General features: G+C 65.3%; 20 protein-coding genes and 1 tRNA gene. 12 read left to right on the forward strand and 9 right to left on the reverse strand.

Annotation, left to right across the window (positions count from 1 at the left end; all coding sequences use genetic code 11):
• Positions 1 to 441: 441 nt before the first annotated feature.
• Positions 442 to 1,239 (forward strand): type I 3-dehydroquinate dehydratase, encoded by a 798-nt coding sequence (aroD, locus tag A4H34_RS08340; protein ID WP_064231787.1) that lies wholly within the window; start codon positions 442 to 444, stop codon positions 1,237 to 1,239.
• A gap of 80 nt (positions 1,240 to 1,319) precedes the next feature.
• On the opposite strand, the gene lysA is transcribed toward aroD, so the two are convergent.
• Both lysA and argS read right to left on the reverse strand, forming a co-directional pair.
• On the reverse strand, positions 1,320 to 2,705 hold the full coding sequence (gene lysA / locus A4H34_RS08345; RefSeq protein WP_064231788.1) for a diaminopimelate decarboxylase: 1,386 nt from the start codon (positions 2,703 to 2,705) through the stop codon (positions 1,320 to 1,322).
• Positions 2,706 to 2,712: 7 nt separating this feature from the next.
• Positions 2,713 to 4,389 carry an arginine--tRNA ligase gene (gene argS / locus A4H34_RS08350; protein WP_064231789.1) on the reverse strand — a complete coding sequence of 559 codons (1,677 nt, stop codon included), beginning with the start codon at positions 4,387 to 4,389 and terminating at the stop codon, positions 2,713 to 2,715.
• Positions 4,390 to 4,484: 95 nt separating this feature from the next.
• Between argS and A4H34_RS08355 the strand changes: the two genes are divergently transcribed.
• Positions 4,485 to 4,557: transfer RNA gene (locus A4H34_RS08355), tRNA-Arg, on the forward strand.
• Between the two features lie 58 nt (positions 4,558 to 4,615).
• Here the strand turns inward: A4H34_RS08355 and A4H34_RS08360 are convergent.
• Both A4H34_RS08360 and A4H34_RS08365 read right to left on the reverse strand, forming a co-directional pair.
• Entirely contained in the window at positions 4,616 to 5,386 is a 771-nt protein-coding gene (locus tag A4H34_RS08360; RefSeq protein ID WP_064231790.1) for a glycerophosphodiester phosphodiesterase family protein, read from the reverse strand.
• Between the two features lie 4 nt (positions 5,387 to 5,390).
• On the reverse strand, positions 5,391 to 7,562 hold the full coding sequence (locus A4H34_RS08365) for a M23 family metallopeptidase (protein ID WP_156510301.1): 2,172 nt from the start codon (positions 7,560 to 7,562) through the stop codon (positions 5,391 to 5,393).
• A gap of 218 nt (positions 7,563 to 7,780) precedes the next feature.
• On the opposite strand from A4H34_RS08365, the gene A4H34_RS08370 reads away from it, so the two are divergent.
• Both A4H34_RS08370 and A4H34_RS08375 read left to right on the forward strand, forming a co-directional pair.
• Positions 7,781 to 11,713 carry a multifunctional oxoglutarate decarboxylase/oxoglutarate dehydrogenase thiamine pyrophosphate-binding subunit/dihydrolipoyllysine-residue succinyltransferase subunit gene (locus A4H34_RS08370; protein WP_064231792.1) on the forward strand — a complete coding sequence of 1,311 codons (3,933 nt, stop codon included), beginning with the start codon at positions 7,781 to 7,783 and terminating at the stop codon, positions 11,711 to 11,713.
• A gap of 464 nt (positions 11,714 to 12,177) precedes the next feature.
• Positions 12,178 to 12,765 (forward strand): GDSL-type esterase/lipase family protein, encoded by a 588-nt coding sequence (locus A4H34_RS08375; RefSeq protein ID WP_009200090.1) that lies wholly within the window; start codon positions 12,178 to 12,180, stop codon positions 12,763 to 12,765.
• A gap of 139 nt (positions 12,766 to 12,904) precedes the next feature.
• On the opposite strand, the gene A4H34_RS08380 is transcribed toward A4H34_RS08375, so the two are convergent.
• The 3 genes from A4H34_RS08380 to A4H34_RS11590 all read right to left on the reverse strand — a co-directional run bounded on the left by A4H34_RS08380 (position 12,905) and on the right by A4H34_RS11590 (position 15,913).
• Positions 12,905 to 14,392, reverse strand: coding sequence for an HNH endonuclease signature motif containing protein (locus A4H34_RS08380; protein ID WP_064231793.1), 1,488 nt, complete (start codon positions 14,390 to 14,392; stop codon positions 12,905 to 12,907).
• Between the two features lie 395 nt (positions 14,393 to 14,787).
• Positions 14,788 to 15,348, reverse strand: coding sequence for a VOC family protein (locus tag A4H34_RS11300; protein WP_197480464.1), 561 nt, complete (start codon positions 15,346 to 15,348; stop codon positions 14,788 to 14,790).
• Positions 15,349 to 15,838: 490 nt separating this feature from the next.
• On the reverse strand, positions 15,839 to 15,913 hold the full coding sequence (locus A4H34_RS11590; protein WP_379051184.1) for a 50S ribosomal protein bL37: 75 nt from the start codon (positions 15,911 to 15,913) through the stop codon (positions 15,839 to 15,841).
• Between the two features lie 449 nt (positions 15,914 to 16,362).
• Between A4H34_RS11590 and A4H34_RS08390 the strand changes: the two genes are divergently transcribed.
• Positions 16,363 to 16,725: a hypothetical protein gene (locus tag A4H34_RS08390; RefSeq protein WP_064231794.1), complete on the forward strand. Its 363-nt coding sequence runs from the start codon at positions 16,363 to 16,365 to the stop codon at positions 16,723 to 16,725.
• Positions 16,722 to 17,522: a hypothetical protein gene (locus A4H34_RS08395; RefSeq protein ID WP_156510302.1), complete on the forward strand. Its 801-nt coding sequence runs from the start codon at positions 16,722 to 16,724 to the stop codon at positions 17,520 to 17,522. Before A4H34_RS08390 ends, A4H34_RS08395 begins: the two co-directional genes overlap by 4 nt.
• Before the next feature lie 457 nt (positions 17,523 to 17,979).
• Here the strand turns inward: A4H34_RS08395 and rsrA are convergent, their stop codons facing one another.
• Both rsrA and A4H34_RS08405 read right to left on the reverse strand, forming a co-directional pair.
• The gene (rsrA, locus tag A4H34_RS10730; protein ID WP_082903172.1) at positions 17,980 to 18,522 is read right to left on the reverse strand and encodes a mycothiol system anti-sigma-R factor; all 543 of its coding nucleotides are present in this window, start codon (positions 18,520 to 18,522) and stop codon (positions 17,980 to 17,982) included.
• Entirely contained in the window at positions 18,519 to 19,169 is a 651-nt protein-coding gene (locus A4H34_RS08405) for a sigma-70 family RNA polymerase sigma factor (protein WP_009200081.1), read from the reverse strand. Before A4H34_RS08405 ends, rsrA begins: the two co-directional genes overlap by 4 nt.
• Before the next feature lie 434 nt (positions 19,170 to 19,603).
• Here A4H34_RS08405 and A4H34_RS08410 point away from each other — a divergent pair, with 434 nt between their 5' ends.
• The 6 genes from A4H34_RS08410 (at position 19,604) to A4H34_RS08435 (ending at position 25,476) form a co-directional block, all read left to right on the forward strand.
• Complete coding sequence (locus A4H34_RS08410) at positions 19,604 to 20,092, forward strand: DoxX family membrane protein (protein WP_009200079.1); 489 nt, start codon at positions 19,604 to 19,606, stop codon at positions 20,090 to 20,092.
• Between the two features lie 84 nt (positions 20,093 to 20,176).
• Positions 20,177 to 21,745 (forward strand): 3-phosphoshikimate 1-carboxyvinyltransferase, encoded by a 1,569-nt coding sequence (locus A4H34_RS08415; protein WP_231871010.1) that lies wholly within the window; start codon positions 20,177 to 20,179, stop codon positions 21,743 to 21,745.
• Positions 21,742 to 22,776, forward strand: a complete 1,035-nt coding sequence (gene rsgA, locus A4H34_RS08420; protein WP_064231796.1) for a ribosome small subunit-dependent GTPase A — start codon at positions 21,742 to 21,744, stop codon at positions 22,774 to 22,776. The genes A4H34_RS08415 and rsgA overlap by 4 nt, the downstream gene beginning before the upstream one ends.
• Before the next feature lie 2 nt (positions 22,777 to 22,778).
• Complete coding sequence (locus A4H34_RS08425) at positions 22,779 to 23,648, forward strand: inositol monophosphatase family protein (RefSeq protein WP_064231797.1); 870 nt, start codon at positions 22,779 to 22,781, stop codon at positions 23,646 to 23,648.
• A 3-nt stretch (positions 23,649 to 23,651) separates the two neighbouring features.
• Positions 23,652 to 24,143: a phosphoribosyltransferase gene (locus tag A4H34_RS08430; RefSeq protein WP_009200074.1), complete on the forward strand. Its 492-nt coding sequence runs from the start codon at positions 23,652 to 23,654 to the stop codon at positions 24,141 to 24,143.
• Positions 24,144 to 24,267: 124 nt separating this feature from the next.
• A complete protein-coding gene (locus tag A4H34_RS08435) occupies positions 24,268 to 25,476 on the forward strand; it encodes an exonuclease SbcCD subunit D (RefSeq protein ID WP_064231798.1) in 1,209 nt (402 codons plus the stop codon).
• Positions 25,477 to 25,480: the final 4 nt, after the last annotated feature.

The following is a 25,480-nucleotide window of genomic DNA, read 5'->3' on the forward strand; positions in this document are numbered from 1 at the left end:
TGGAAGTAGCTTACCGCCATCGGGCCGATGAGGCTCGTCTATCCACAGCTTCTCGCCAATCCGCAGCCTCTCGCCCGTCTGCAGCCCCCTGTCCACTGGCGCCTCTCCTGTCTGCAGCCCCCTGTCCACTGGCGCCTCTCCTGTCTGCAGCCCCCTGTCCACTGGCGCCTCGCCTGTCCAAAGCCTCTCTGCCCACAGGCCCCTCTCCTATCCGCAGCCTCTCGCCACGTGTCATCGAGGCGCAGCGGTCACCTGGGCGCACACAGCCCTTGCCTATGCGCGATGTTCGCGCCTTCGCGCGCCGCGCCGCCGCACAAGCCTTCTTGACGAAATTCTGGGAGAATCGAATCCCGGTTCAATCTGAGTCCGGGCGGATGCGAATCCCCGCGGATGCGAGTTCGGAGAATCCAAGTCTGAGAAACAGTCGAGAAAGGCGACGGCATGAGCAGCGGAAAAAAGACGGCGACCCTCGGCGGCGTCGTTCTCGGCGAAGGCCGGACGAAGGTCATCGTCCCCGTCACGGCGGAGACTTTCAACGAAATCTCCGAGCAAACCGCGAGCATCGCGAAGCTCGGCGGGCAAACCGCGAGCGGCGCGTGGAACGGCGTCGACGTCGTCGAATGGCGGATGGATTTCCTTTCCCCTTCGATTGACGTCCTCTCAGCCCTCGAAATGCTTGCGGGCTCCGCCGATCTGCCCGTCTTGGCGACTTTCCGCACCGCGGACGAAGGAGGAAAGGCGATTGAGGCCTCCGCCTACCGGGATCTGCTCCTGGCCGTCGCTCGATCGGGAAAGGTCAGCGCGATCGACGTCGAAGCATTCCGCGACGAATCGACAGTGAGGGAAGTCATTGACGGCGCTCACGGGGCAAACGTGGCCGTCGTGGCCTCCTACCACGATTTTCACGCCACGCCGACGTCAGAGGAGATCATCTCGCGGCTCGGGGCCATGGACGCCGCCGGGGCGGACGTTCTCAAGCTCGCCTGCATGCCTAACTCCGTAGACGATCTGCTCGTTCTCCTAAGCGCGACGCATCAGGCCTCGCGTACTTTCGACCGTCCCCTCATCACGGTGGCGATGGGACCGATCGGGACGCTCTCGCGCATCGCGGGCGGCGTTTTCGGTTCATGCGCCACGTTCGCAGCCGTCGGCAAAGGCTCGGCGCCGGGCCAGATCCCGGTCTCGGACCTACGCCCGGCGCTTGACCTGCTGGATCCGGCGCAGTCGGCGACTTCTTAGCCTGCTGCGCCGCTTCTTATCCTGCTGCATCGCAGCCTCAGTCCTTGCCGCGGCCGCAATCCTCAGCCCTCCCCTCAGCCTCAGTCCTCGCCGCGGCGGAGGTAGTCGGCGTCGAGGGCGAGGAGGTCTTCCACAGTCTCGCGGCGCACAATCCAGCGCGACGCACCGCCTCGAACGGCCACCACGCCCGGACGCGGCACGTGATTGTAATTCGAGGCCATCGACCGTCCGTACGCACCGGTGGCGGGGACGGCCAGAATGTCGCCCGCCGCGAGGTCCTCGGGCAGCGACACGTCGCGCACCACGATGTCCCCGCTCTCGCAATGCTTGCCGACGACCCTGCTTCTCACGCGACCTTCCCCCTCGCGAGACGCGAGGGCGGCCGTGTACGCGGCGTCGTACAAGGCAGGCCGAATATTGTCGCTCATCCCGCCGTCGACGGAAACATAGCGACGCGGCCCGTCCTCCAATTCGACCGTTTTGACCGTCCCCACCGTGTAGAGAGTCACGCCCGCGGGGCCCACGATGTTGCGTCCCGGCTCGATCGAAACCCTCGGCGGCTCGATCCCCGACTCCGCGGAATGCGAAGCGACGACGGACGCGAGGGCACTTGCCAATTGCGCGGGGCTCGGGGGAGCCGAGTCGCCGCCCGTGTAGCGGATGCCATAGCCTCCGCCGAAATCGACCTCGCGAAGCTCCAATCCGATCTCGCGATGGACCCGGGCACGCAAGTCGAGCACCGCGCGTGCGGCTTCCTCGAAGGCCTCGACGACCAGGATCTGCGAACCGATGTGCGAATGCAGGCCGACGAGCCGCAAATTCGGCGCGTTCACCGTTTTCTCGACGGCCTGCCAAGCGGCGCCGCTCGCGATCGACAGACCGAATTTTTGATCCTCCACAGCGGTGGACATGTATTCGTGGCCGCCGGCGTGCACCCCGGTCGTCACCCTGAGCATGACGGAGGCGACGGCACCCTCGTCGCGCGCGATCGAATCGACGAACTCCAACTCGGCCAAAGAATCGACGACGAAGTGCCCGACTTCCGCCCGCAGAGCGAGCTCGACTTCTTCGCGCGACTTGTTGTTGCCGTGCATCCCGATGCGGCTGCCCGGAACGCCCGCAGCCAGCGCCGTGCGAAGCTCCCCCTCGGAACAGGCGTCCACGGCGAGCCCCTCGTGTGCGACGGCCTTGGCTACAGCGACGCACAAAAAAGCCTTGCCTGCGTAATAGACGTCAGCCCCCCGAAGGCGGGAGAAGGCCTCGTCCATGGCCTCTTTCCAGGCGCGCGCCCGGGCGCGCAGCACGTCCTCGTCAAGAACGTAAAGCGGCGTTCCGTACTCCGCCGCCAACTCGCTCACGCCGACGCCGCCGATCGCGATCTCGCCGCCGACGCGGCGGGCCGACGAGGGCCACAGCCCGTCCAACGAACCGTCGGGTTCGGCCGCGGGAAGGTTTTCGAGATTCATATAAGCACTACATCCTCTCCGGAGCGCCGACGCCGAGCAGGCCCAGCCCGTTGGCAAGAACCACGCCCGCGGCGTCGTTCACCCACAAGCGCGTTCTGTGAAGATCGGCGACCTCCTCTTCCGCGCGAGGTGTGACCCGAGCTTTACCATACCATGTATGGTATGCGGCCGCAACCTCCTCGAGGTAGCGCGCGACGCGGTGGGGCTCGCGAAGAATCGCCGACTGTGCTGCGACGTCCGGAAAGCGCGCAAGCGTGCCGAGAAGCTCGGAATCGATGGCGTCGAGCAGACCGGGGGCAAATCCGTCCTCGCGCCTGACGCCGTGGGAGGCGGCGTTCGACGCCACCGAGCACGTGCGCGCGTGGGCGTATTGGACGTAGTAGACGGGGTTGTCGTTCGTGCGGGAGGCGACGAGGTCGAGGTCGAGGTCGAGCGTCGTGTCCACGGATGCCCGGACGAGCGAATAACGGGCCGCGTCCACGCCGACGGCGTCGACGAGGTCCTCAAGCGTCACGACGGTTCCCGCCCTCTTGGACATGCGCACGGGGACGCCGCTGCGGACGAGGTTGACCAGCTGGCCGATGAGGATCTCCATGTTCTCGCCCGGCCCGGCCGTATCGCCGTAGGCTCTGGCCATGGCGTACATGCGGCCGATGTACCCGTGATGGTCGGCGCCGAGCATGTAGACGCAGTTGTCCGCGCCGCGGGCGCGCTTGTCGAGATAATAGGCGAGGTCGCCCGCAAAATAGGCTGCTTCGCCGTCGGATTTGACAATCACCCTGTCCTTGTCGTCGCCGAAGTCTGTCGTGCGAAGCCACAGGGCGCCTTCTTTTTCATAGACGACGCCGCGCTTGCGCAGACGCTCGATCGCCTTGGAGACCGCACCCGATTCGTGGAGCGAATCCTCGTGGAAGAAGACGTCGAAATCGGAGCGGAAATCGTGGAGCGAAGACTTGATTTCTGCGAACATCAGCTCGACGCCTCGCGAACGGAAAGCCTCGTGGGCCTGCTCGTCGGGGAGCTCGCGCGGATCCGGTTCGCCGTCGGCGATTGAATCGGCGACGACCCTCTCGGCGATCTCCGTGACGTACTGCCCGCCGTATCCGTCCTCGGGGACGTCCTCGCCACGCGCTCGCGCCAGGAGGGACGCGGCGAAACGGTCGATCTGATTGCCGTGGTCGTTGAAGTAATATTCCTTGACGACTTTCGCCCCCGAAAACTCGAGGATCCGAGCGAGCGAATCGCCGACGGCGGCCCAGCGCGCTCCGCCGATGTGGAGGGGGCCGGTGGGATTGGCCGAGACGTACTCGAGATTGACCGTCTTGCCGGCGCCGCCTTCCGTGCGCCCGTAGGAGCCGCCCGCCTCGACGACAGCCCGGGCGAGCTCGCCGACCGATGCGGCGGAGAGCCGTATGTTGACGAACCCGGGACCTGCGACTTCGGCTTCCTCCACCCCGTCGTGCGCAGCGATCCGCGCCGCGAGGAGCTCGCCCAGTTCGCGCGGATTCCTCCCGGCGCGCTTGGCCAGCTGCATCGCGACGTTCGTGGCCCAGTCGCCGTGCTCGCGAGACCGAGGGCGCTCCACCTTCACGACGGGCAGCTCGCCCTCGATCGTCAGAGTGCCGTCGGCGACGGCGGAGGCAAGTTCGTCGGCGACAAGCCGACTGAGTTCTTCGGGTGTCATGCGCGCAATTCTACGCGGCGGCTCCGACACATTCTCGCGAACGGGCCGCCCCGGGAAGCGCGAACTCGGTCATAGCTGCTAAAGTTACTTCTCAGGCCCCAATAGCTCAGTGGATAGAGCGTTTGCCTCCGGAGCAAAAGGTCGCAGGTTCGAATCCTGTTTGGGGTACAGCCTATGAACTCGGATGCCGCTACGAACCGGGGCGCGGCTGGGAACCGGGGCGTCGCTACGAGCGGCTGACCGGGAGCCCTCGTTCCCGCAGCCCCTCGTACATCGCAGTCGGAACGTCCGTGATGATGCCGTCCACGCCCATGTCGAGAAGCCGGGCGGCGGCATCGACGTCGTCGATCGTCCACGCGTGGACCGCGATCCCCGCCTCGTGCGCCGATGCGACGAATCTCTCCGTCAGCACGCGAACCCCGCGGAAGGAAAGCGGGACTTGGGCGACTTGAGCGTCGGGAAGGCCCTTGAGCAGACGCCGACGCGCCGCCCCCGTCCTTGTTCGCGAAGCCGCGACGATCCTGGCGATGGCGCCTATGCCCAGCGAGCTCGCGGCCCCCGGCAGCTCGCCTCGCAAGCGCCGCAGCCGGCGCTCCGAAAAGCTCGCGACGCACACCCTGCTCTGGGCGCCCGCCTCGCGTATCGCTCGGGCGAGCGGGGCTGCGACGTCGTCGGACTTCGCGTCGATGTTGAAAACGGCGTCGGGGTGTCTTTCGAGCGCCTCGTCCACGCGCAAGACCGCCGGTCCGCCGCCGCGAACCCTGGCGAGCTCCCTCCACGTGTAGCCGCGGACCTTCCCGGCGGCGCCGACGGTTCGGTCCAGGGTCGCATCGTGGCAGAGGACGGCGACGCCGTCGAGTGTGGCGCGAGCGTCGGTCTCCAGGTAGCGGAAACCTCGCTCGCCCATGGTCAGGAAGGCCTCAGCGGTGTTCTCCGGGCACTCCCCGGCGCCGCCGCGGTGGGCGACGACGATAGGGGCGCCGATGGGATAGAGCATCGCATCAGCCGCAAACCTGCGAGGCGTCGACCGCCTTCTGATCCTTCAGGAACTGGACGGGGTTCATGAGCTTGTCGTTTTGGTCGTGCACCTCCAGGTGCAGGTGCGGACCGGTGGAATTGCCGTTGGAGCCCACCTTTCCGATGACCTGGCCCGCCTTGACCGTGTCGCCCTTCTTGACGAGAACCCCGTTGTCGTACATGTGGATGTACCACGTGTAGTACGTCTTGCCGCCGATCTCGTGCTTGACGATGATGAGGTTGCTCGAACGCCCTTGAATCCCGGCGCCGGCGTGGGTGACGACGCCGTCGGCGACGGCGTGGATCGGCGTTCCCATCGGCGCCGCGAAATCCTGGCCGGCGTGCATCGAGACGTCGCCGTAAATCGGGTCGACGCGGTATCCGAAGGCCGACGTCAAACGATAAACGCCTTGCTGGAGGGGCATGACGATTTGACCGCCTTGGCGAGAGCCAGCGAATGCCGCCCGCGCCCCGGCCGCCCCGGCGGCGGAGCAGGTGGTCGTCTCGTTGCCGCTCTCGTTCTCTTTGGCCTGATGAGAGAATTCGTTGGCCATCGAGCGGGCCTGCGCGTTGGCGTCGCCGGTGAGAGCGGCAGGAACGTCGGCCTTCTCTTTCGTCTCGCCGCCGATGTAGGAGCGAGAGAGATTGTTCTGCGCGGCGGTCGCCGGCGTGTTGTTCGTTGCAAGAATCGGCACGCCTACGGCCACCAGCGTCGCGACGCCGGCCGCCACGCCCTGGATAGCCCACTTCTTCGATCCGAAGGAAGCCGGCTGCTCGCTCGCGGCGCGCTCGGAGTCCGCCTTGGCGATTTTCCCCTTGGCGCCCCTGCCGTCCTTTGCAGCTTTTCCGTCCTTCGCGTCTGCCGGGGCCTTCGCCTGCGCGGCGGCCCTTCCTGCTTTGCCGCTTCTGCGCCGACGCTCCAAACGGGACATCTGCGCGCCTTCGGAAATGGCGTCGCTGATCTCGTTGCGGGTGAGAACGGCGGTCTCCTCGTCGGACTCATTCGCCCCGGCCTCGCTGTCGAAGGCCGCTGCCGCGGCCTCGGCCTCACGTTCGGCCTCGAGGATCTTCCGCGCCAACTCGGCCTGCTGCCGCCTGCGCTCCCGGCGAGCCTCTTGGCTCACGGTTTCTTGATCTGCGCGACGCTCCTCGGCGGCCCTGCGCTCGTCTTCGGCGCGTTGCTCATCGGCGGCGCGGGCCTCCGCCGCTTTTCGCGACGCCTCGGCCTCCTGTTCCCGCAGCTGTTGCGCCCTGCGGGACTTCTCCAGGCGAGCGGCCTTCTTGGCCTCGCGCTCCTTGCGCGCCTCCTCGGCTTTGCGGTCCGCCTCCGCCTGTCGGACGATCTCCAGACGCCTCGTAATGACGGCGAACGGGCTGCTTCCCGCGGGTCCGGCGGCTGCGGCCTTTGCCTTCTGGGCTTCCTGAGCCTTCCGGGCCTCCTCGGTTTTCCGCCGCACCTCTTCGGCCTGGCGAATCGCCTCGGCCTCTTGCTCTTCCTCCGCCCGACGCGCCTCCTCAGCCTTGCGCGCCTCTTCGGCGCGCCTGGTCTCTTCGGCTTCGCGCGCCTCCTCAGCCTTACGGGCCTCTTCAGCTCTCTGTGCCTCTTCGGCGCGACGAGCTTCCTCGCGTGCGGCCCTCCGCGCCGCGCGCTCCTTGCGAAGCTCCTCCAGCTTGCGGGCCTCCTCGGCCTTGCGCGCTTCCTCGGCGCGGCGGACTTCCTCGAGTTTGCGTGCGGCCCTCCGCGCCGCGCGCTCCTTGCGAAGCTCCTCCAGCTTGCGGGCCTCTTCAGCCTTGCGGGTTTCCTCGGCCCGCCTGGCCTCTTCAGCCCGACGCGCCTCCTCCAGCTTGCGGGCTTCTTCAGCCTCGCGGACCTCTTCGGCCTTGCGCGCGGCCTCAACCCTTCGCGAAATCTCTTCTAACCGAGCTTCCTCCTCGGCGATCCTCGCACGCTCCGCCTCCTGGCGCGCGCGATTCTCAGCCTCACGGTGCTCTGCCCGCCTCGCCTTGCGTGCTTCGGCAGCTTCTTCCATCTCGCGAGCCAACCGCACCTGGCGGCGGTTGAGGCTCGGGGTCTCCTGCCTAACACCCGAACGGCGCGTCCGGGCAGCCTGAACCTGAGCCTGCGGCTCGGTGTTAAGTGCGTGCCTGCCCATCATCCTCCGGTTCTACGTGATTTTCCGGTGACTCCATTACAAAATGATAACGGACCCGCCGAAAGGCCACCACCCGCTTCACGCGACGACGGCCGAGACGACCTTCTCAATGGCGGGACGTTTTCCCAAACGCCCCCTCACTCCCTTTTAAATCACTCCTACAAATATCGCATGTATCTGCGGTCGACGTCGGTTTTAGAAGTACACATCACTTTTGACGCATGAAACTCGTCGCCAAGTCCCGTAGCCTTAATGTGTCGAATTCCAAAGGAGTGGGGAAAACAGTGTCAACGCAGCCACACGACGACTTCGGGCCCAACCGCGGCTTCATCGAGGATCTCTACGCCGACTTCCTCAAGAATCCGTCTGCCGTCCCTCCGCAGTGGGGCGACCTCTTCAGAAGATGGCGCGCCGAGGGGCGCCCCGTGCACAGACGGGCGGATCCCGACACCGCCAAGGCGCAAATCGAGATTCACTCCCAGAACGACTCCCGGCAGGCGGCCCCGGACTCGGTCTCCACCCGTTCGGACCTCCCTCCCGCTCCGCCGGCCGCGGCGCAGCCGGCCCTCACCCCCTATGCCAAGCGGCACAAGCTGGTGGCGAGCGACACCCCTATCTCTTCGGGCGAAACCGTCCGCATGAAGGGCACGGCGAAGTCCGTCGCGGCCAACATGGACGCTTCGCTCGCCATTCCGACGGCGACGTCGTTCCGCGAAATCCCAGCCAAAACGATGTTCGACAACCGCGCCATCGTCAACGAGCGGCTGCGGGCCACTCGGGGCGGCAAGGTGAGCTTCACCCACCTGGTGGCCTTCGCCGCGATTGAGGCGCTCGTCCAGATGCCTGAGATGAACGACTCGTACGCGCTGGCCGACGGCAAGCCCGCGGTCCGCCATCCCGAGCACGTCAATTTCGGCATCGCGATCGACGCTCGCCGCCCCGACGGCTCCCGCACCCTCGTCGTGCCTTCCGTCAAAGCCGCCGAACTCATGACTTTCCGCGATTTCCTCTCCGCTTACGAAGACCTCGTGCGCCGCGGACGCGAAGGCGCCTTGGGAATCGACGACTTCACGGGAACCACCGTCTCGCTCACAAATCCCGGAGGCATCGGCACAACCCAGTCCGTCCCCCGGCTCATGGCGGGGCAAGGCGCGATCATCGGCGTCGGCTCCATGGTCTATCCCGCCCAGTTCGCCGGCACGTCAGACGCCGTGCTGGCCCGCCTCGGCGTCTCCAAAGTGGTCACCGTCTCCTCCACCTACGACCACCGCGTGATTCAGGGGGCCACGTCGGGCGAGTTCCTACGCCTCATCGAACGCAAACTCACCGGCCTCGACGGCTTTTACGACAGGGTCTTCCATTCGCTCCACGTTCCGACGGAGCCTTTCGTCTTCGAGCGCGACGTCGAATACAACCCGCTCAAAGACCTGGACAAGGCTTCTCGCGTGACGAGCCTCATCCACGCGTATCGCTCGCGGGGGCATCTCATTGCGGACACGGACCCGATCTCTTTCCGCACCCTCCGCCACCCGGACCTTTCCCTCGGGTCCTACGGCCTGACGTCGTGGGACCTAGACCGCTCCTTTCCCACCGGGGATTTCACGGACAACGGCTCGATGACCCTGCGCGATGCGCTTTCGCTGCTGCGAGAGACATACTGCGCGTCGATCGGCTTCGAGTACATGCACATCACGGATCCGGAGCAGCGCCGCTGGTTCCAGGAGCGAATCGAGCGCCCGCGCGCCAAGCTCACCGACGACGAGCGCTTTCAGATTCTCGAGAAGCTCAATCAGGCGGAGGCGTTCGAGACCTTCCTGCACACCAAGTACCTCGGGCAGAAGCGCTTCTCGCTCGAAGGCGGGGAATCGCTCATTCCCGCGCTTGACGCCATACTTTCCCGCGCCGCCCACGACGGCCTCGATTCGGTTGCGATCTCGATGTCCCACCGGGGAAGGCTCAACGTCCTGACGAACATCGCGGGAAAGCAGTACAAGCAGATCTTCACTGAATTCGACGGATTCGTCGACGAGCGCACCGTCCAGGGCTCGGGCGACGTCAAGTACCACCTGGGAACCGAGGGGACGTACACCTCCCCGACCGGCGAGACGACCGGCGTCTATCTCGCGGCGAACCCTTCGCACCTCGAAGCGGCGAACGGCGTTTTGGAGGGCATCGTCCGCGCACGCCAGGACCTCCAAGACCGGGGAGACCGGGGCTTCGCCGTCTTGCCGATTCTCGTCCACGGCGACGCCGCATTCGCCGGCCAGGGCGTCGTCCCGGAGGTTCTCAATCTTTCGCAGCTTCGCGGCTACCGCACCGGCGGAACCGTTCACATCATCGTCAACAACCAGATCGGATTCACAACCGCCCCCCATTCCGGGCGCTCCTCGAACTACGCGAGCGACGTGGCGAAGGGCCTGCAGATACCGATCTTCCACGTCAACGGCGACGACCCGGAGGCAGTCGTGCGCGCGGCCGCGCTCGCGTACGAGTATCGCCAGGCCTTCTCGAAAGACGCAATCGTCGACGTCGTCTGCTATCGACGCCGCGGACACAACGAAGGCGACGATCCGTCGATGACCCAGCCGGTCATGTACGCCCTGGTCGATTCGAAGAGGACGACCCGCCAGCTGTACAAGGAGGCGCTCATCGGCCGAGGCGAGATGACAGCCGAGCAGGCAGAGGCCTTCGAAGAGAACTACCGGGTGACCCTCGACAACGCCTTCCGGCAGGTCAAGGCCGCCGAGGCCGAGGCGGCGGCCGGCAAGTCCGGCGTCTACGAAGGCCTCGAGATTCCCGCAGCCCAGCAGGAAGACGCGGGGACGATGATCGGCTGGACCAGCTGGACCACCCGCGAGATCCTGGCCAGGATCGGCGACGCCCACCTTCAAATCCCCGACGGCTTCACGCCTCACCCGAAGATCACCCAGCTCTACGAGCGCAGGGCGAAGATGATGCGCACCGGAGACGTCGATTGGGGCATGGGAGAGATCGCCGCATTCGGCTCGCTCCTCATCGAAGGGGTTCCCGTGCGCATGTCCGGGCAGGACGTGCGCCGCGGAACCTTCGTCCAAAGGCACGCGGTTTCCCACGACCATGAGACCGGCGCAGAGTGGACGCCCCTCGATCATCTGACGGAAGACCAGGCAAAGCTGTGGATCTACGACTCCCCCCTTTCCGAGTATTCGGTCATGGCCTTTGAGTACGGCTATTCCCTCGAACGCCCGGACGCGCTGGTGGTGTGGGAGGCGCAGTTCGGCGACTTCGCGAACGGCGCCCAAACGGTTGTCGACGAATTCGTCTCATCCGCCGAGCAGAAGTGGAACCAGCATTCGTCTCTCGTGCTCCTCCTTCCCCACGGATACGAAGGCCAGGGGCCCGACCATTCCTCCGCGCGAATCGAGCGGTATCTCCAGCTGTGTGCGCAAGACAACATGTGGGTCTGCCAACCGTCGACCCCGGCCAACCATTTCCACATGCTGCGCACGCAGGCTTATGAGCGTCCGCGCCGGCCGCTCATTGCTTTCTCGCCGAAACAGCTTCTGCGACGTCGGGGCGTCGTCTCGCCGGTAGAAGACTTCATTCGGGGTTCCTTCCTCCCGGTCATCGGCGACGACGCCGAGCATGAAGCCCGCAGAAGCGATGCCTCGAAAGGCGCGCCCGCCGGAGATGCGCCGGCGCGAGAGGCGAGCGCCGGAGGAGCATCACGAGAGGCACCCGCCGGAGGCGCATCCACGCGAGAGGCGCCCGCCGGAGGCACATCCACGCGAGAGGCGACTACCCGAAACATGCCGCGAGCCCACGTCGACCGGGTCCTCCTCTGCTCCGGACGCATCTATTACGATTTGGCCGATTTCCGCAGGAAGATCGGGGACTGGCGGACGGCGATCGTCCGGCTCGAGCAGTACTATCCGCTGGCCACCGAGGCTCTGCGGGCGGAGCTGGCGAAGTACCCCGGCGCCGAGATCGTATGGGTCCAGGACGAGCCCGAGAACATGGGCGCGTGGCGCTTCCTCCTCGTCACCGTGTTTCGCGAGCTCGGGCTCACGCCAAGGCTTGTCTCCCGCCCTGCCTCGGCGTCGCCGTCGGTCGGCATCGCCCGAGCCCACACCACTCAGAACGAGATCCTCATGCGTGCTGCGTTCGAGCGCTGAGGCCCGCGTTCAAGAGCCTCCGCGCGCCTTCAAAACGCCGACGCCGACCTCCAGGAGCCGCCGCACGCTTTCACGGACTGCCGCTCCGCGCGGTTTTCTCTCGGAGCTGCTTCCCAGTCCCCAGATTGGGGCATTCTAGCCCGGCTTGTCCTCGGCTGATTCTAGCCCGGCTTGTCGTCGACTTCGGCGCAGGCAGCCCCAGCCCCGCAGAATGGGGGCGGTTCCCGCCGACGACGGCAACACTGCCCTCAACCTTTCCCAGCCCCGCAGATTGGGGGCAGTTCTCCAAGCTGGACGGGCGGCTCTCTGATGCCGACGGGCGGCCCTCCGATCCGAATGGGAGCGCTTCTTCGCCCCAGATTGACGCTTCTTCGCCCCAGATTGGCACCGCTTCCACAACAGCGGAGGCGCTACAGTCTAGAGTTGAGGTAACTTCTAAGATGTAGCACAACTGAGGAGCAAACGTGGCGATCTTCTTCATCGGCGACGAGCTCGTCGCGGGCTTCGGCGACGCGCGGGCTCTCGGCTGGACTGGGCGAGTCATGGCACGAACCCGCAGCGAACCGCCTCTCATGCCAATAACCCTTGCCGTTCCAGGCGAAGACACAGCAGCGCTGGCCAAACGCTGGGGCGACGAAGTGGCCCGACGCCTTCGCCACGATGAAGACAATCGTCTCATTATCGGTCTAGGATCCCATGACCTCGACTCAGGCCAGACGCTTGCCCGCGCTCGCCTCCATCTGGCGAACATCCTCGATGCGGCTGCGCGAATGAAGCTCCGATCCTTCATCGTCGGTCCTCCCCCGCGTCGAGAAGTGCCTTTCAAAATCCAGCTGGATCTGTCGAAAGCCTTCGGCGACGTCTGCGCTCGCCGCGATCTCCCTTACGTCGACACTTTCACTCCTCTCGTCGAGCATGAACAGTGGAACACCGACTTGTCGATGTCCAGCGGCTACGAACCACGCCAAGCCGGCTACGGCCTCATCGCATGGCTGGTTCTCCACAATGGGTGGAACGATTGGCTGGGAGTCCCGGCCGTCGGCGCGTCTTAGGCCCGCTTAGAGTCTTTAGATCAATTTAGACTCTTTAGTCCCACTTAGGGCCTAAACCACCCTTCAAGGCGTTCCCCCCCCCCGCGGCCTTGGCGACCGCGCCGACTCTTTGCCCAACCGCCTTACGTCTCTTGCTCAGTCATGTTCCGTGCTTCCTGGTACCCATTGTTTTGCCGTCAGGCGATGTGAAGACAAAGCCTCCGCTGTGGTGCGCGATCGCGATTTTTTCACGGTGAACTAGGGCATGGTGGTGCCAGCACAGCAGGACGGCGTTCGCAAGGTCGGTTCTACCGCCCGCTTCCCAGGGCAAGGCGTGATGAACCTGTCCATGGGAAATCGTGTCTCCGCATCCCGGATATCGGCATGTCCGATCTCTCGCGATGACCGCACGGGTTTGCGCGGGAGTGAACAGGCGTTTCTCCCTGCCCACGTCGAGCACTTCGCCGTTTGCCGAGAAAATGAGGCGTGAAACGGACGAATCGCAAACCAGCCTCGCCAGCTGGGTGGCAGACAGGGGCGAGTCGTCGTCTAAAACAGCAGGATCGTTCCCTCGTAAGGCATCAACGTCGGTCAGAGCAGGAATCGCCCCTAAAATCGTTCCAAATTCTTCTTGTTGGCTCACAGACGATTCCAGGCACGCGCCGAAACGCCCTTGCCCTCGACCAGCTTCACGGCATGCTTCCCCTAGGCAGCCCACACCGTCGCGGCGTTCCGGTTGGTCGGTGCGGCCACGGCTCCGATCCGTCCTCGCTTTCGACAGCCGCGTCTCCTCCTTTGAAGGCGAACCGTCGCGTTCCTCGCCGATGCCGTCGTCGCCCGCAACACTCCGGCCTTGCACGTCTTCAGTTCCCGGACGAGGCGTCCCGTTTTCCAAGCCGCGAAGAGTCTCGAAGGGGACGTGCACTAAAATATGCGGTCGGATTCTTGCTCCTTTGCCGAGGCCGCCTTCGTCAAGCTTCGCGCCGGCCAGTTCGACGAGCGCACTGGCTCGCCGTTGCGGCAAACTTCTGGCGTCCTCAACGCGTTTGCGGCCCATGAACGCCGACAAGGCGGTGTCCACGATCGCCGAACTCTCGTCCGATAGCCACCCGGAAATGCGCATCCCCGACCCTTCTTTCGCGAAGGCCACGTTCTCTTTCTTCGCTTCGACTTTCTCGGTCTCGACTCCGAACGACGGGCTGTGCCGATAAGCGCGCGCCTTGACGCGCCGCTCGAACTCCCGCGGGGCGCACTCCCGCGCCCATGCGACAAACTCCTCCTCAACGGCGTCGGTGAACGCGTCTTCCAACTCGGGCGCCGACAAGAAGCGACGAACGACATCGACGTGCCCCGCAAAAACCTCGCCGTTCTTCAAGGCCTCCGACATCCTGCGCAGCCCCGAATCAAGGGCCTCGGCCCGTTTGATTTCCTTGACAGCCGCGCTCGGGGATTGCCCTGAAGTCTTCTCGCTCCAAAGCACAAAGGTGCGAGCCCCCGAAGCGCGCCAACTTTCATTCTTCTCAATGGCGACGAGCATCCGCCCGCGCACCGCTCCCAGCCGAGAAACGGCCTTCGCGAGATCAGCAGCTCCAGCCGTCAGCCTTTCCTCGGACAAGGCGGAAAGGTCGACCTCCCCCAACTCCGTCACAACTTCATTCAAACGCGAAAGGCAATCGGCAAATCTGTTGTCGCCCCCTAGACTCCGCCGCTGGACAGGCGGATCCACATCGGACGGGCCGCAGCCGGATCCCGCGGCATCCGGCTGCATATCGGCGTCGACACTCATCGAACTCGCCTCCTTTCGCTCTCCATCCCTTCGCCCACCATCCTACAGAAGCAGCAGCCCAATGTCAATTTTTTGTTCGATAAAATCTTTCAAATTATTCTTTTAAATACTTTATAATTACCGACTAAACAAACGACATCGAAACCTAAGTTTGCAAAACCGCGATGGAGCGTTCGGCCCTCAACCGACGCCCACCAGCCTATTCAGGAACAGTCATCACGCAACCAACCTATTCAAAGATCACCACGCAACCAGCCCTATTCAGGAACAGTCACCAGGCAAAACGGGTGCCCTGCGGGATCGGCGTAGATCCGCCATTCTTTAGGTCCGGGGTCAAGAATCGGCGTGAGAGGGCGCCCGCCGGCCTTTTCGACGACGCCGCAGGCCTCTGCCAAATCCTCAACCAGCAGATCGAAATGCACTTGATGCTCGCCGCTCCCTCCGGGCCACCTCGGAGGCACGTACCCCTCACAGCGATGGAATGAAAATCTCCCGACGGGTTCCCACTCCAAGGTCACCCACTCCGGCCGCTCTTCGCCGGAAACAGCCAGCTCCGGCTCTTCGCTGGCAACACTCCATTCGCACGCATCGCCGACAACACTCCATTCGCACGCGTCGCCGACGGCGGAAGCCCGACCGCCTGCCTCCCGACCGCGACCGTCCCCGTCGGCAAAAGCCCCGCTTTCACCCCCGGCGCCTTTGACAAGCCCCCGCCCTCCCGGCGGCTCCGGAAGCTCGAGAACCTGTTGCCAGAACCTCGCCAGCGCGACGGCGTCGTCGCATTCAAAAACAAGTTGCGTCAATCGTCCAACGGCCATGGACCGAATTTATCACCGACGTACACAGCGGACTCCTCGAACGGCAGGAGGCACGGCGCAGACTCGGCAAACGACAGGAAAACACCGGGCAGACTCGGCGAACGGCAGGAGGCACGGCGCAGACTCGGCAAACGACAGGAAAACACCGGGCAGACTCGGCGAACGGCAGGAAGCACGGCGCAGACTCGGCGAACGGCAGGAAACACCGGGCAGACTCCCTGGGCGGCGAATGAAACGCAGCCGATTCCGCGAACGCCAGCCGAAAACACCGCACTCACGATCGGGCGCGGCAAACACCCGACCGGTTTCGCGCAACGAGATACCGCGCACCGCACCCCGCGATCGGACGCGCGAAATACACTGCCATAGCGCAGCCACACCTGCGGGCCGCACGCAAACAAAGCCACAGCACGGCCGCGCCCGGAAAACCCGCGAAACGGGGAAAATACGGGCGTCGAAAGGGCCCGGATCTTAGACCCGGGCCCGGCGCTCATGCGTTGGGACGCTTGCCGTGGTTGGCAGGCTTTCCCGCGCGCGAGCGACGCTTGCGACCGCGACGGCTCATTGTTGCTCCTCAAATCGATTGCGCACCCGAAAGGCACACGACAGATCGAAAGTGTATCAGCCGACGACGTCGGCCGCTATGCGCCGCCACAACCGCCAGCCGCCCAATATGGCCTGCGCATCCCCCGCGGCATGAAAGGCCTGTCAAACCGCACCCAGTTCAGCTTTGGTCGTCCTGCTTTAGTCGTCCCGCGCCTCTTGTTCTCCGTTTGTTCCCCGTCGCCCCAAAAAGGCCCGCGCGCTCGCCTGCCCCCGCCGCCGGGAAGAATCGTGGTGCGCCGGAGAGCGCCAAAAGGCGCGATGCGTTCCCGACTTTCACGGAAGAGCATTTCGCATGGAAAACGCTTTACGCGCAAGAACGGCCCACAAGAGAGGGTTGTCCACAAGCGGAACTCTGCACACCCGTCCTCGTATAGACTTGGAACCACTCGAGGAGAAAGGACCGCCACGATGGCCGAAACGCTGAGTCGCCTGAAAGCCCAGTTCATCGACACCGTAATGGACCCCGATTCGGGCAGGGAAAAGTTCGAAGCATTTCGCTCTCACCTCGTTAGAAGCATCATCGACAACAAAAATGACGAGTTTTCCCAAATCGTCGAAGGAAACGTGTATCGCGACTTCTCCCGAGGAGAGACGGTTATAACCGTCTCTCTCATCGTTCGCGACCCTGTATCAAAAAGCGTGCGCCAGGCCGATCGGCTGATCAGCGACTCGGCCTCAGAGGTCGGCATAAATGTCGTCGACGACGACACTCCGCGTTCAGAAGACAAATACAACTTGGAACAAGACGGACTCAGCTTGGTCCCGGCATGAGCGAGGACGTGTCTCGCGAACCGCTCTTAGTTCGCTTTGCGCGCATGGTAAACAGCCACCTTGGAGCTTTCTTAACTTCCACAGGATCAGTTCTGTTGGCCGTGGCCGCATTTTTCCCGACCTCATCGCTCCTTTTGTGGCTTTTCCTCGGCGGCGGTGCGTCCTTGACGATCATTGGACAGATCCAGTCGGAGAAAAAGGGGAAGAGCCTCCGTCAGGTTTTAATCGATCTGGACAAGGCAAGGGAGCAAAAGTCAACTGCTCAAGAAGCTCTTTCCGAGGCAATTGAAGTCATAGGCACTAATCTTTCGGAGGAGCTCGGCCTATGGTCGCCTGAAGTTCGTTTTACGATATATGCGCACGACGACGACAAACGCGAGTTCATTCCCATAGTTCGGGGCTCTGACAACCCAAAACTGGCCAAAAAGAATCGAACATCCTATCCGGACTCACAAGGGTATCTGGGGAAAGTTTGGGAACAAGGGGAATGCAGCCACATGCGCAAACATGAACGGAGCGTCAGGGCAGAATCTCTAGAATTAGGTTTCACGGAGGAAGAATACGGGAACCTCACCCTCAAACCACGCTCATTAAAGGGCGTCCGTCTGAGCAAAGGGAAACAGCACATTGGGGCCATCCTCTGGGAATCCGAGAACCCGAAACGCATCGACACCAGCAACTCCCTCCTCGACAACATCAAAGACAACGCCACGCTGCTTGACCTTCAAGCGGTCTTCGCCGCCTCTACGCTTCTCTTTTCCGATCTTTCCGAGCATTTCTTCGAGAAGAGCAGCTGAAGAGGAAACGGAACAGCTAAAGAAAACAGTTAGAGAAGTTATCGAGGGCGACGACGCCAGATAACGACGGCAGCCAAGGAACGCGGCAAACCGCATTCTCCACTCGGGCCCAGCAAAGCCGGACGTTCAAAGCCACAGTTGCCGCAGCCTCAGGCCAGTCCACCCCGCCGAGCTCCGCTTCGCCGCCGGGCCTCCCCCACAGGACTCGGCTCCGCCGCCAGGCCCTCGTCCCCGGTGTCGGGACAGACACCACGACGCGGGCGCAGGTCTGGCGGCGACCTCTGCCCTATGGCCGCCCCGGCCCGAGGTTCTACGCCGCCCCTCCCTATGCAGCGCAGCGCTACACCGCCGCCAATCCGCAGACGCTCTACTCCTTCGCCCGGTCTGAAAACCACCACGGCTTTCATACGGTCGCCAACTCGTAGACGCTCTAGGCCTTCGCCGGCCTGCAGCCGTTTTACGCCGTCGTCGACCTGTAGACGGCTATCTGGTTCGTCACCCGCATGCGAAGGCTGACGGGCGCTGATTCTGCGCAGCACGACCTCTTAACGATTTCGCGGACGTGGATTTCCGCCTCGGCCAGCTCCGAGCAGTGGGGGCACGTCTCGCAGTGGCGCCGCAGACGCGCGGCCGCTTCGAGAGGCATTTGAGCGTCGAGCAACTCGAAAAGGTGGTCGGCAACCTCTTCGCACGACCCTTCGAGGAAGCTCCCCGCCGCCCCGCACGGGCCGCCGACGCCCGCGCCTCGCACGCCTCGGCTGCCGTCGCCGTTCAGCCTGCCGCCGTCGCCGCCTGGCCCGCGGTCAAGGCCGTCACGCCGGTCGCCGACGCCGTCGCGCCCATTGCCGGAGCCATCGGCCCTGTCGCGAAAGCCGTCCGGCCCGTCGCCGGCTCCAGCCAGACCCTCGGCCCCGCCTGCCCCTGCGTCCTGCAAGCTCCGATCCGACTTCGCCCTCAAGATCTCCTCGACGGCCTTCGCTATCTCCTCGTCGCTTCTCATTTCGTCTCCTTCTTGCCGTACCCCAGATCCCGCGCGTAGTCGGTCAACAGATCGCGCAGCTGCCGCCTGCCTCGGTGAAGCCGCGACATGACCGTCCCTATCGGGGTGTCCATGATCTCCGAGATCTCCTGATAGGAAAAACCTTCGACGTCGGCCAGATAGACCGCGAGGCGGCGATCCTCCGGAAGCTGAGCCAGGGCGTCCCGAATCTCGGAATCCGGCAGATTCTCGATCGCCTCAGCCTCCGCGGACTGCAATCCGCTCGACGCGTGGGTCGAAGCGTCGTACTCCTGCCAGTCCTCGACCTCCGCCACATCCGCCTGCTTCGGTTGGCGCTGAGCCTTCCGATAGTTCGAGATGAACGTGTTGTTGAGGATGCGGTAGAGCCACGCCTTGAGGTTCGTGCCGGGCCTGTACTGATGAAACGCGGCGAAGGCTTTCGCGTACGTTTCCTGGACGAGGTCCTCGGCGTCCTGCGGATTGCGGGTGAGCCTCATGGCCGCTCCGTAAAGCTGGTCGAGGAACGGAAGCGCCTCGCTTTCGAAGCGACGCGACCTTTCGGCCTGCGTCTCGCCTGCGACGTCGAACTCCGCCGCCCGGTCGGCGTCGGGGCCCTCGGCTTCTGGAATGGTTGTCTCGGTAGTCATCGTCTCCTAGGGTAGCGGGATTGGCCCCGCCATCGAAGGTAACGCTTCGCGGCGGTTTTCATTCCCGGTCGCTGCGCCCGGTTCGCCCCTGGCGCACCTGCTTGCCTGCCGCCCGCCTGCTGGCCTCGGCGGCCTTTCCGTTCGTTTGCCGTCCTTTCGCGGCGGCCGTCGCGATCCGCCTTGCATGGTGACATTCCCGAGATTCCCGCTTGTCCACGGCCGCCAACCCGCAGCATGTCTAGCCGCCAGCCCGCGCCTCGTCTTGCGTCCTATCCGCTTCTCGCCCGGCGGCCAGCCCGCTTCTCGCCCGGCGGCCTACCCGCGCCTCGCTTAGCGTCCCACCTGCGCCTCGCTTAGCGTCCCACCCGCGATCCGCGCTTTCGAACCGGAGTGATTACTGCGAGCAAGGCCCTTTATGCTGTAGGAATAGACACATGAGTATTCTACGTGCAGTTGCCCGGCCCCTTCTCGCAGCGCCTTTCATCGTCTCAGGCGCCGATGCGCTCGCCCGCCCCAAGGCTCACCGCGAGCGCGCGCAGCGGCTCGCCCCCGTCGCTTCGAAGTTCGGCGTCGAACTGGATGAGACGACGTCGGATTCGGCGATTCGCAGCCTCGGCGCGGTCTTCGCGGTCGCTGGAGTCGCTCTGGCCGCCGGCAAGTTCCCGCGCGCGGCGGGGGCCGTCCTCGCGGCCGCGCAAGTCCCGGTGGCGCTGGCGAACAATCCAGTGTGGTCGGGCAAGGGCAAAGACCGCAAGGAGCGCCTCACCGAGCTGACGGGGCTTCTCGGGGCTGCCGGGCTCGTCGGCGGCGCTCTTCTCGCCGCGGCCGACAGGGACGGCAAGCCTTCCCTCTCCTGGCGCCGGCAGGCCAATCGCCGCCACAAGGAGGCGCTCAAGGCCGCTCGGGCGAATCGGGCGCAATGAGCTCGACCGCAATGGGCTCCGCCTCATTGAGCGACGGAGGCCGCGACGGCGCCGTTCCCTTCGAGGCAGAGAAAGCCGAGCGCCATGACGCATGAACGTTCCGCGTCGGCGCAGCGACGGGTGCCGCACCCGATCCCGGCGCAGCAAGCATCCGCGGCGGCACAGCAGTCAGAGCCGCGGCAACCGTCCGCGCGGCACTCGTCGTCGCCCGGGCCGCGGGCCGTGTGGACCGCGCCGCAGCCTTCCGGCCCCGTCCGCGCAAACGTGAGCCTTCCCGGTTCAAAGTCGCTGACGAACAGGTACCTGCTTGCGGCGGCGCTCGGCGAGGAGCCCGCAGTCATACGTCGCCCCCTCATTTCCCGGGACACCGCATTGATGGCGCAGGCCTTGGCTGCGATGGGGGCAGGAGTCGAAGGCGACGGCGCAGCGATCGTCGTCACGCCCGGCCCGCTGCGGGGCGCGCACGTAGACGTCGGCTTGGCCGGAACCGTCATGCGTTTTGTCCCCCCAATCGCCCTCTTTGCGCGGGGGGACGTGGTTTTCGACGGCGACGAGGCCGCTCGGACGCGCCCGATCGCCCCGCTCGTCCGGGCGCTGGAGCAGCTGGGCGGCCAGATCGCGCATTCAACGTCCGCCTCAGGCCAGGCCGCCCTGCCGATGACCGTCAAGGGAAAGGGAGCGGTCACAGGAGGGACGGTCGAGATCGACGCGTCGGGATCTTCGCAATTCGTCTCGGCGCTATTGCTTGCCGCACCCCGAATGGAAAGGGGCCTGGACATACGCCACACAGGCCGGCGAATACCCTCGGCGCCGCATATCGCCATGACCGTCGACGTACTGCGCGAGGCGGGCATCGCAGTGCGCGCCATCGACGGTTCCGGCCGGTCCGGCGGACTTTCGCCTTCCGTCGAACCGTCTCCGTGCAACGGCTCCGACGCCTGCGGCGGACTCGGCGCCGAACCCGCCGATCCCCCCGGTCAGCCCACGCGATGGACGGTCGAGCCCGGAATCCCGAGGATCGGCGACGTCACCGTCGAACCGGACCTGTCGAATGCGGGGCCGTTCCTCGCCGCCGCTATGGCGACGGGCGGCGAGACAATCCTCGACTGGCCCGATTCGAGGCAGCCCGGGTCGGCCTATCGCGAGCTCTTTGAGGCCATGGGGGCGCGCACCCGCGCAGCCGATGGCAGGCTCGCCTTGCGCGGACCGGCCACGATCGCCCCTCTTGACGCGGACATGCACGACGTCGGCGAGCTCGTGCCCACGGTCGCCGCGGTCGCAGCCTTCGCGAACGGCCCGTCTGCTTTGCGCAACATCGGCCAGCTCAGGGGCCACGAAACCGACCGTCTGGCGGCCCTCGTCGCAGAATTGACGAAGGTCGGCGCGACGGCGCAAATCGAAGGCGACGACCTTCTCATCGAGCCGGGCCCGCCGAAGCCCGCGACGATCGAGACCTACGCCGACCATCGCATGGCCACCTTCGGGGCGATCCTCGGACTGCGCATTCCCGGCCTGAGAGTTGCGAACGTCGAGACGACCGCCAAAACGTTCCCCCAATTCGTCGACATGTGGGAAGACCTCGCGGCGGGCGCCGAGGACGTCGCACCCGCCCCGCTCGGCGACATCTTCGGACACGCCGGACTCGGGGCATGAGGCGGGACATCGGCACCGACGACCCTCGGGTGAGGGTCCGCCCCGGCAAGGGGTCGCGGCCCCGCACCAAGATCCGCCCCGACTATTCGTCGGCCAGCACAGCGGAGGTCGTGGGCGTCGATCGCGGCCGCTACCGCCTCGTGCTCGCCGACGGCCTCGCCGTCACCGCGGTCAAGGCTCGCGAGCTGGGCCGCGGCTCCGTCGTCGTCGGCGATCGAGTGCGGGTGACGGGCGACGTTTCGGGGAAAAAAGACACCTTGGCCCGCGTCGTCTCGGTCGAGGCCCGCGCCTCCCGGCTTCTGCGCAGCACCGAGGAGGGAAACGGCCGCGAGCGCTGCATCGTCGCCAACACCCAGCAGCTCGCGATCGTCACGGCGCTGGCCGACCCGCCGCCGAAAACCGGGATGATCGACCGCTGCCTCGTCGCCGCCTACGACGCCGGGATGGAGCCGCTGCTCGTGCTGACGAAGGCGGACCTCGCCTCGCCCGACCGGCTCCTCGATTCCTACGGGGCGCTGGGCCTGCGCGTCGTCGTCGTCGACTTGGGATCCCGCAGGGACTTGGAGGCTCGCAGGCTCGAGGAGGGAGACGCCGAGGCCAGCGGGCTGGAGGCCCTCCGGAAGGCGCTCGCGGGCGTCGAAACGGTGCTGGTCGGCCATTCGGGAGTCGGAAAATCGACCCTCATCAACGCTTTGGTGCCCGACGCCGATCGGGCGACGGGAGAGGTGAACGCGGTCACCGGAAAAGGGCGGCACACGTCGACGTCGGCCGTCTCGCTCGCCCTGCCCGGCGGCGGGAGGATCATCGACACGCCGGGGGTGCGCAGCTTCGGTTTGGCCCACGTCTCGCCGCAGGATGTTCTCAGGGGATTCACCGACCTCGCCGCGATCGCCGAGAACTGCCCACGCGGTTGCGAGCACGGGTGGGATTCCCCGGAATGCGCGCTGTCCGAGCAGACGGATCTGAGGCTCATTGCCCGAACGGCCTCCTTTCGCCGGCTCTTGGCCGCCTGCACCGAGGATTGGAGCTGAGAATGTCCCTCACCCGCGTCAACGACGACCTCGCCTTCGCGAGCTCGATCATCGACCGCGTCGACTCTGTGACGCTTCGCCATTTTCAGACCGAAGATTTCTCCGCCCAAACGAAGGAGGGCCTTTCCCCCGCGACCGGCGTCGGCAGGGAGGCGGAGCGGATCATCAAGGCGATGCTCGGCCGTTCGCGCTCGCGAGACGCCATCTATGGCGAGGAACACGGCGGGATTCTCCTGCGTTCGGCCAGGCGTTGGATCATCGACCCCATCGACGGGACGAAGAACTTCGTCCGCGGGGTCCCCGTGTGGGGAACGCTTTTGGCGCTGGAAGAAGAAGGCGAGATCGTTGTGGGCATCGTCTCGGCGCCCTCGCTCGGCAGGCGGTGGTGGGCGGCTAAAGGCGTCGGCGCGTTCACGGGCAAGAGCTGGGTGGGCGCGCGCCGGCTCCTGGTCTCGGAAGTCTCCGATCTGGCGGAAGCCTCGATGTCTTACTCCTCGCTCAAGGGTTGGGCGGACCGCGGCCAGCTTCGCGCGTTTCTCCGCCTCGCCCAGCGCGTGTGGCGCTCGCGAGCCTACGGGGACTTTTGGAGCTTCATGCTGGTCGCCGAGGGCGCCGTCGACCTGGCGTGCGAGCCGGAGCTGGAGCTGTTCGACATGGCTGCCCTCGTTCCCATCGTGACCGAGGCTGGCGGCTCCTTCACGTCGCTGCACGGCGAACCCGGCCCGTGGGGAGGCTGCGCCCTCGCCACCAACGGCGCACTCCACCCCGAAGTTCTTGAGATACTGGGGTCCATTCGCGACGAGGACGCCGTCGGCGAAGGCGCGCCGAGCCTCAGCGCGTCGGCCGCGCGAAGCCAAAGCGGGCATAATTGACGCATGACTGACGAGCGCGAAATACTCACCTGGGATGAATTCGGGGAGGCGTGCCGCGACCTGGCCGGCTCCGTGTGGGATTCGGGTTTTCGCCCGGACATCATCGTGTGCGTCGCCAGGGGCGGCCTCCTTCCTGCGGGCTCCATCGGATACGCCCTGGACATCAAGAGCCTGCTCGTGCTCAACGTCGAATTCTACACGGGAATCGGAACGACGCTCCTCGATCCCCGACTGGTCGATCCCGTCCCCGACAACCACGGGATGGCGGGAAAAAGGGTGCTTATCGTCGACGACGTCGCCGATTCGGGGCGAACGCTCAAATTCGTCCACGAGATCTGCGAACAGTACGCCTCCGAGATCAGGACGGCCGTCCTCTATGAGAAGCCCCGAACCGTCCTCAAGTGCGAATACGTCTGGAAGCGGACGGACCGCTGGATCGCCTTCCCGTGGAGCGCGCTCCCGCCGGTAAACTCCCAGAAAAACTCCGAGGCTTGAAAGGCGCTCCGCCGCGTGAAACGCCCGCCCGCCGCCTCTTGACGCTCCGAAGCGCGCCGTCCGGGCGGCTTCAAGGAGTCCGCCCGCCCGGAAAAGCGTCGGAGGCCCCCGATAGGTTGACTCCATGCTCGTTCTGCACACGTCCGATTGGCATCTAGGCCGCAGCCTCCACCGGGCGGACCTCTCGCCCGCCTTCGAAATGTGGAGCCGCCACGTCGTCGACCTTGTCAAAGAGCGCCGGATCGACGCCGTCCTCATTTCGGGCGACGTTTACGATCGAGCCGTGCCGCCTACGTCGGCCGTTGAACTATTCGACCGAACACTGGCGGAGCTCGCTGAGCTGACGACGGTCGTCCTCACCTCCGGAAACCACGATTCGCCTCAGCGTTTGGGCTTCGGGTCCTCGCTTATGCGCCCGAACGTCCATATCCGCACAGACGCCCGCCGATGCGGGAGGCCCGTCGAAATCGTCGGAAGGGACGGCAACCGAGTTTTCGTCTACCCCATTCCGTATCTCGACCCCGACGTCGAGCGGCTGCGATTGGCGCCTTCCGATCCGACGTCGGGCGACGACGGAGCCGCCGAGCCTCTCGGCCGGTCTCACGAAGCCGTCCTCGCCGCGGCTCTCAAGCTCGTCTCAGCCGACGTCCGCTCGCGCCCGCAGGACGCCGGGGCGTTCATAGTCATGGCCCACGCTTTCATTTCCGGAGGGAAGCCTGCCGACTCCGAGCGCGACATTTCCGTCGGGGGAGTCGACAGCGCCCCGTCGGGGCTTTTCAGGCTCGGCGAGGACGGTCCGGGCCCGCTTTCCTACGTGGCGCTCGGCCACCTGCACTCGCCGCAGCGGGTGGGAAGGCCGGGCGATCCCCTTATGCGCTACTCCGGATCGCCCGTGGCGTTCTCTTTTTCCGAAACCGCGCCCAAGAGCTCGATCCTGCTCCACATTGACGGCAAGCGGGTCGAAACCGAGATCGTTCCCGCCCCTGTGTGGCGCGAGGTTCGCACATTGGCCGGCGGCTTCGAGGACCTTTTGGCCCAAGCCCCGCACGAGCCGGCCGACGCCTTCTTCCGAATCGTCATCACGGATCCGAGCAGGCCTGCGAACATGGCCGCCCGGATCTACGGCGCCTTTGACAACGTCCTCGAGCTCCGCCACACGCCCGAGGGAGGCCTTCGCTCGCACGAGCGAGCCGATTCCATTGCCGCGATGGCGCCCCTCGACATCCTTTCCTCCTTTATGGCCGCCGCGGGCAACCGAGACCTGACCGGCGAGGAACGCGCGATCCTCGCGGAGGCGTGGGAAGCCGCCCGTCTGGACGGGAAACGGAGATGAAAGG

Origin of the sequence: Peptidiphaga gingivicola (assembly GCF_001652275.1) — a bacterium.
Taxonomy (GTDB): Bacteria; Actinomycetota; Actinomycetes; order Actinomycetales; family Actinomycetaceae; genus Peptidiphaga; species Peptidiphaga gingivicola.

Coding starts and splice junctions, on each gene's coding strand:
- A4H34_RS08360 (WP_064231790.1), bottom strand. CDS start 5,386: ATGCTCTATCCCATCGGCGCCCCTATCGTCGTCGCCCACCGCGGCGGC.
- A4H34_RS08365 (WP_156510301.1), bottom strand. CDS start 7,562: ATGATGGGCAGGCACGCACTTAACACCGAGCCGCAGGCTCAGGTTCAG.
- A4H34_RS08370 (WP_064231792.1), top strand. CDS start 7,781: ATGAAACTCGTCGCCAAGTCCCGTAGCCTTAATGTGTCGAATTCCAAA.
- A4H34_RS08430 (WP_009200074.1), top strand. CDS start 23,652: ATGACTGACGAGCGCGAAATACTCACCTGGGATGAATTCGGGGAGGCG.
- A4H34_RS08425 (WP_064231797.1), top strand. CDS start 22,779: ATGTCCCTCACCCGCGTCAACGACGACCTCGCCTTCGCGAGCTCGATC.
- A4H34_RS08390 (WP_064231794.1), top strand. CDS start 16,363: ATGGCCGAAACGCTGAGTCGCCTGAAAGCCCAGTTCATCGACACCGTA.
- A4H34_RS08395 (WP_156510302.1), top strand. CDS start 16,722: ATGAGCGAGGACGTGTCTCGCGAACCGCTCTTAGTTCGCTTTGCGCGC.
- A4H34_RS08435 (WP_064231798.1), top strand. CDS start 24,268: ATGCTCGTTCTGCACACGTCCGATTGGCATCTAGGCCGCAGCCTCCAC.
- aroD (WP_064231787.1), top strand. CDS start 442: ATGAGCAGCGGAAAAAAGACGGCGACCCTCGGCGGCGTCGTTCTCGGC.
- A4H34_RS08415 (WP_231871010.1), top strand. CDS start 20,177: ATGACGCATGAACGTTCCGCGTCGGCGCAGCGACGGGTGCCGCACCCG.
- A4H34_RS11300 (WP_197480464.1), bottom strand. CDS start 15,348: ATGGCCGTTGGACGATTGACGCAACTTGTTTTTGAATGCGACGACGCC.
- rsgA (WP_064231796.1), top strand. CDS start 21,742: ATGAGGCGGGACATCGGCACCGACGACCCTCGGGTGAGGGTCCGCCCC.
- rsrA (WP_082903172.1), bottom strand. CDS start 18,522: ATGAGAAGCGACGAGGAGATAGCGAAGGCCGTCGAGGAGATCTTGAGG.
- lysA (WP_064231788.1), bottom strand. CDS start 2,705: ATGAATCTCGAAAACCTTCCCGCGGCCGAACCCGACGGTTCGTTGGAC.
- A4H34_RS08410 (WP_009200079.1), top strand. CDS start 19,604: ATGAGTATTCTACGTGCAGTTGCCCGGCCCCTTCTCGCAGCGCCTTTC.
- argS (WP_064231789.1), bottom strand. CDS start 4,389: ATGACACCCGAAGAACTCAGTCGGCTTGTCGCCGACGAACTTGCCTCC.
- A4H34_RS08405 (WP_009200081.1), bottom strand. CDS start 19,169: ATGACTACCGAGACAACCATTCCAGAAGCCGAGGGCCCCGACGCCGAC.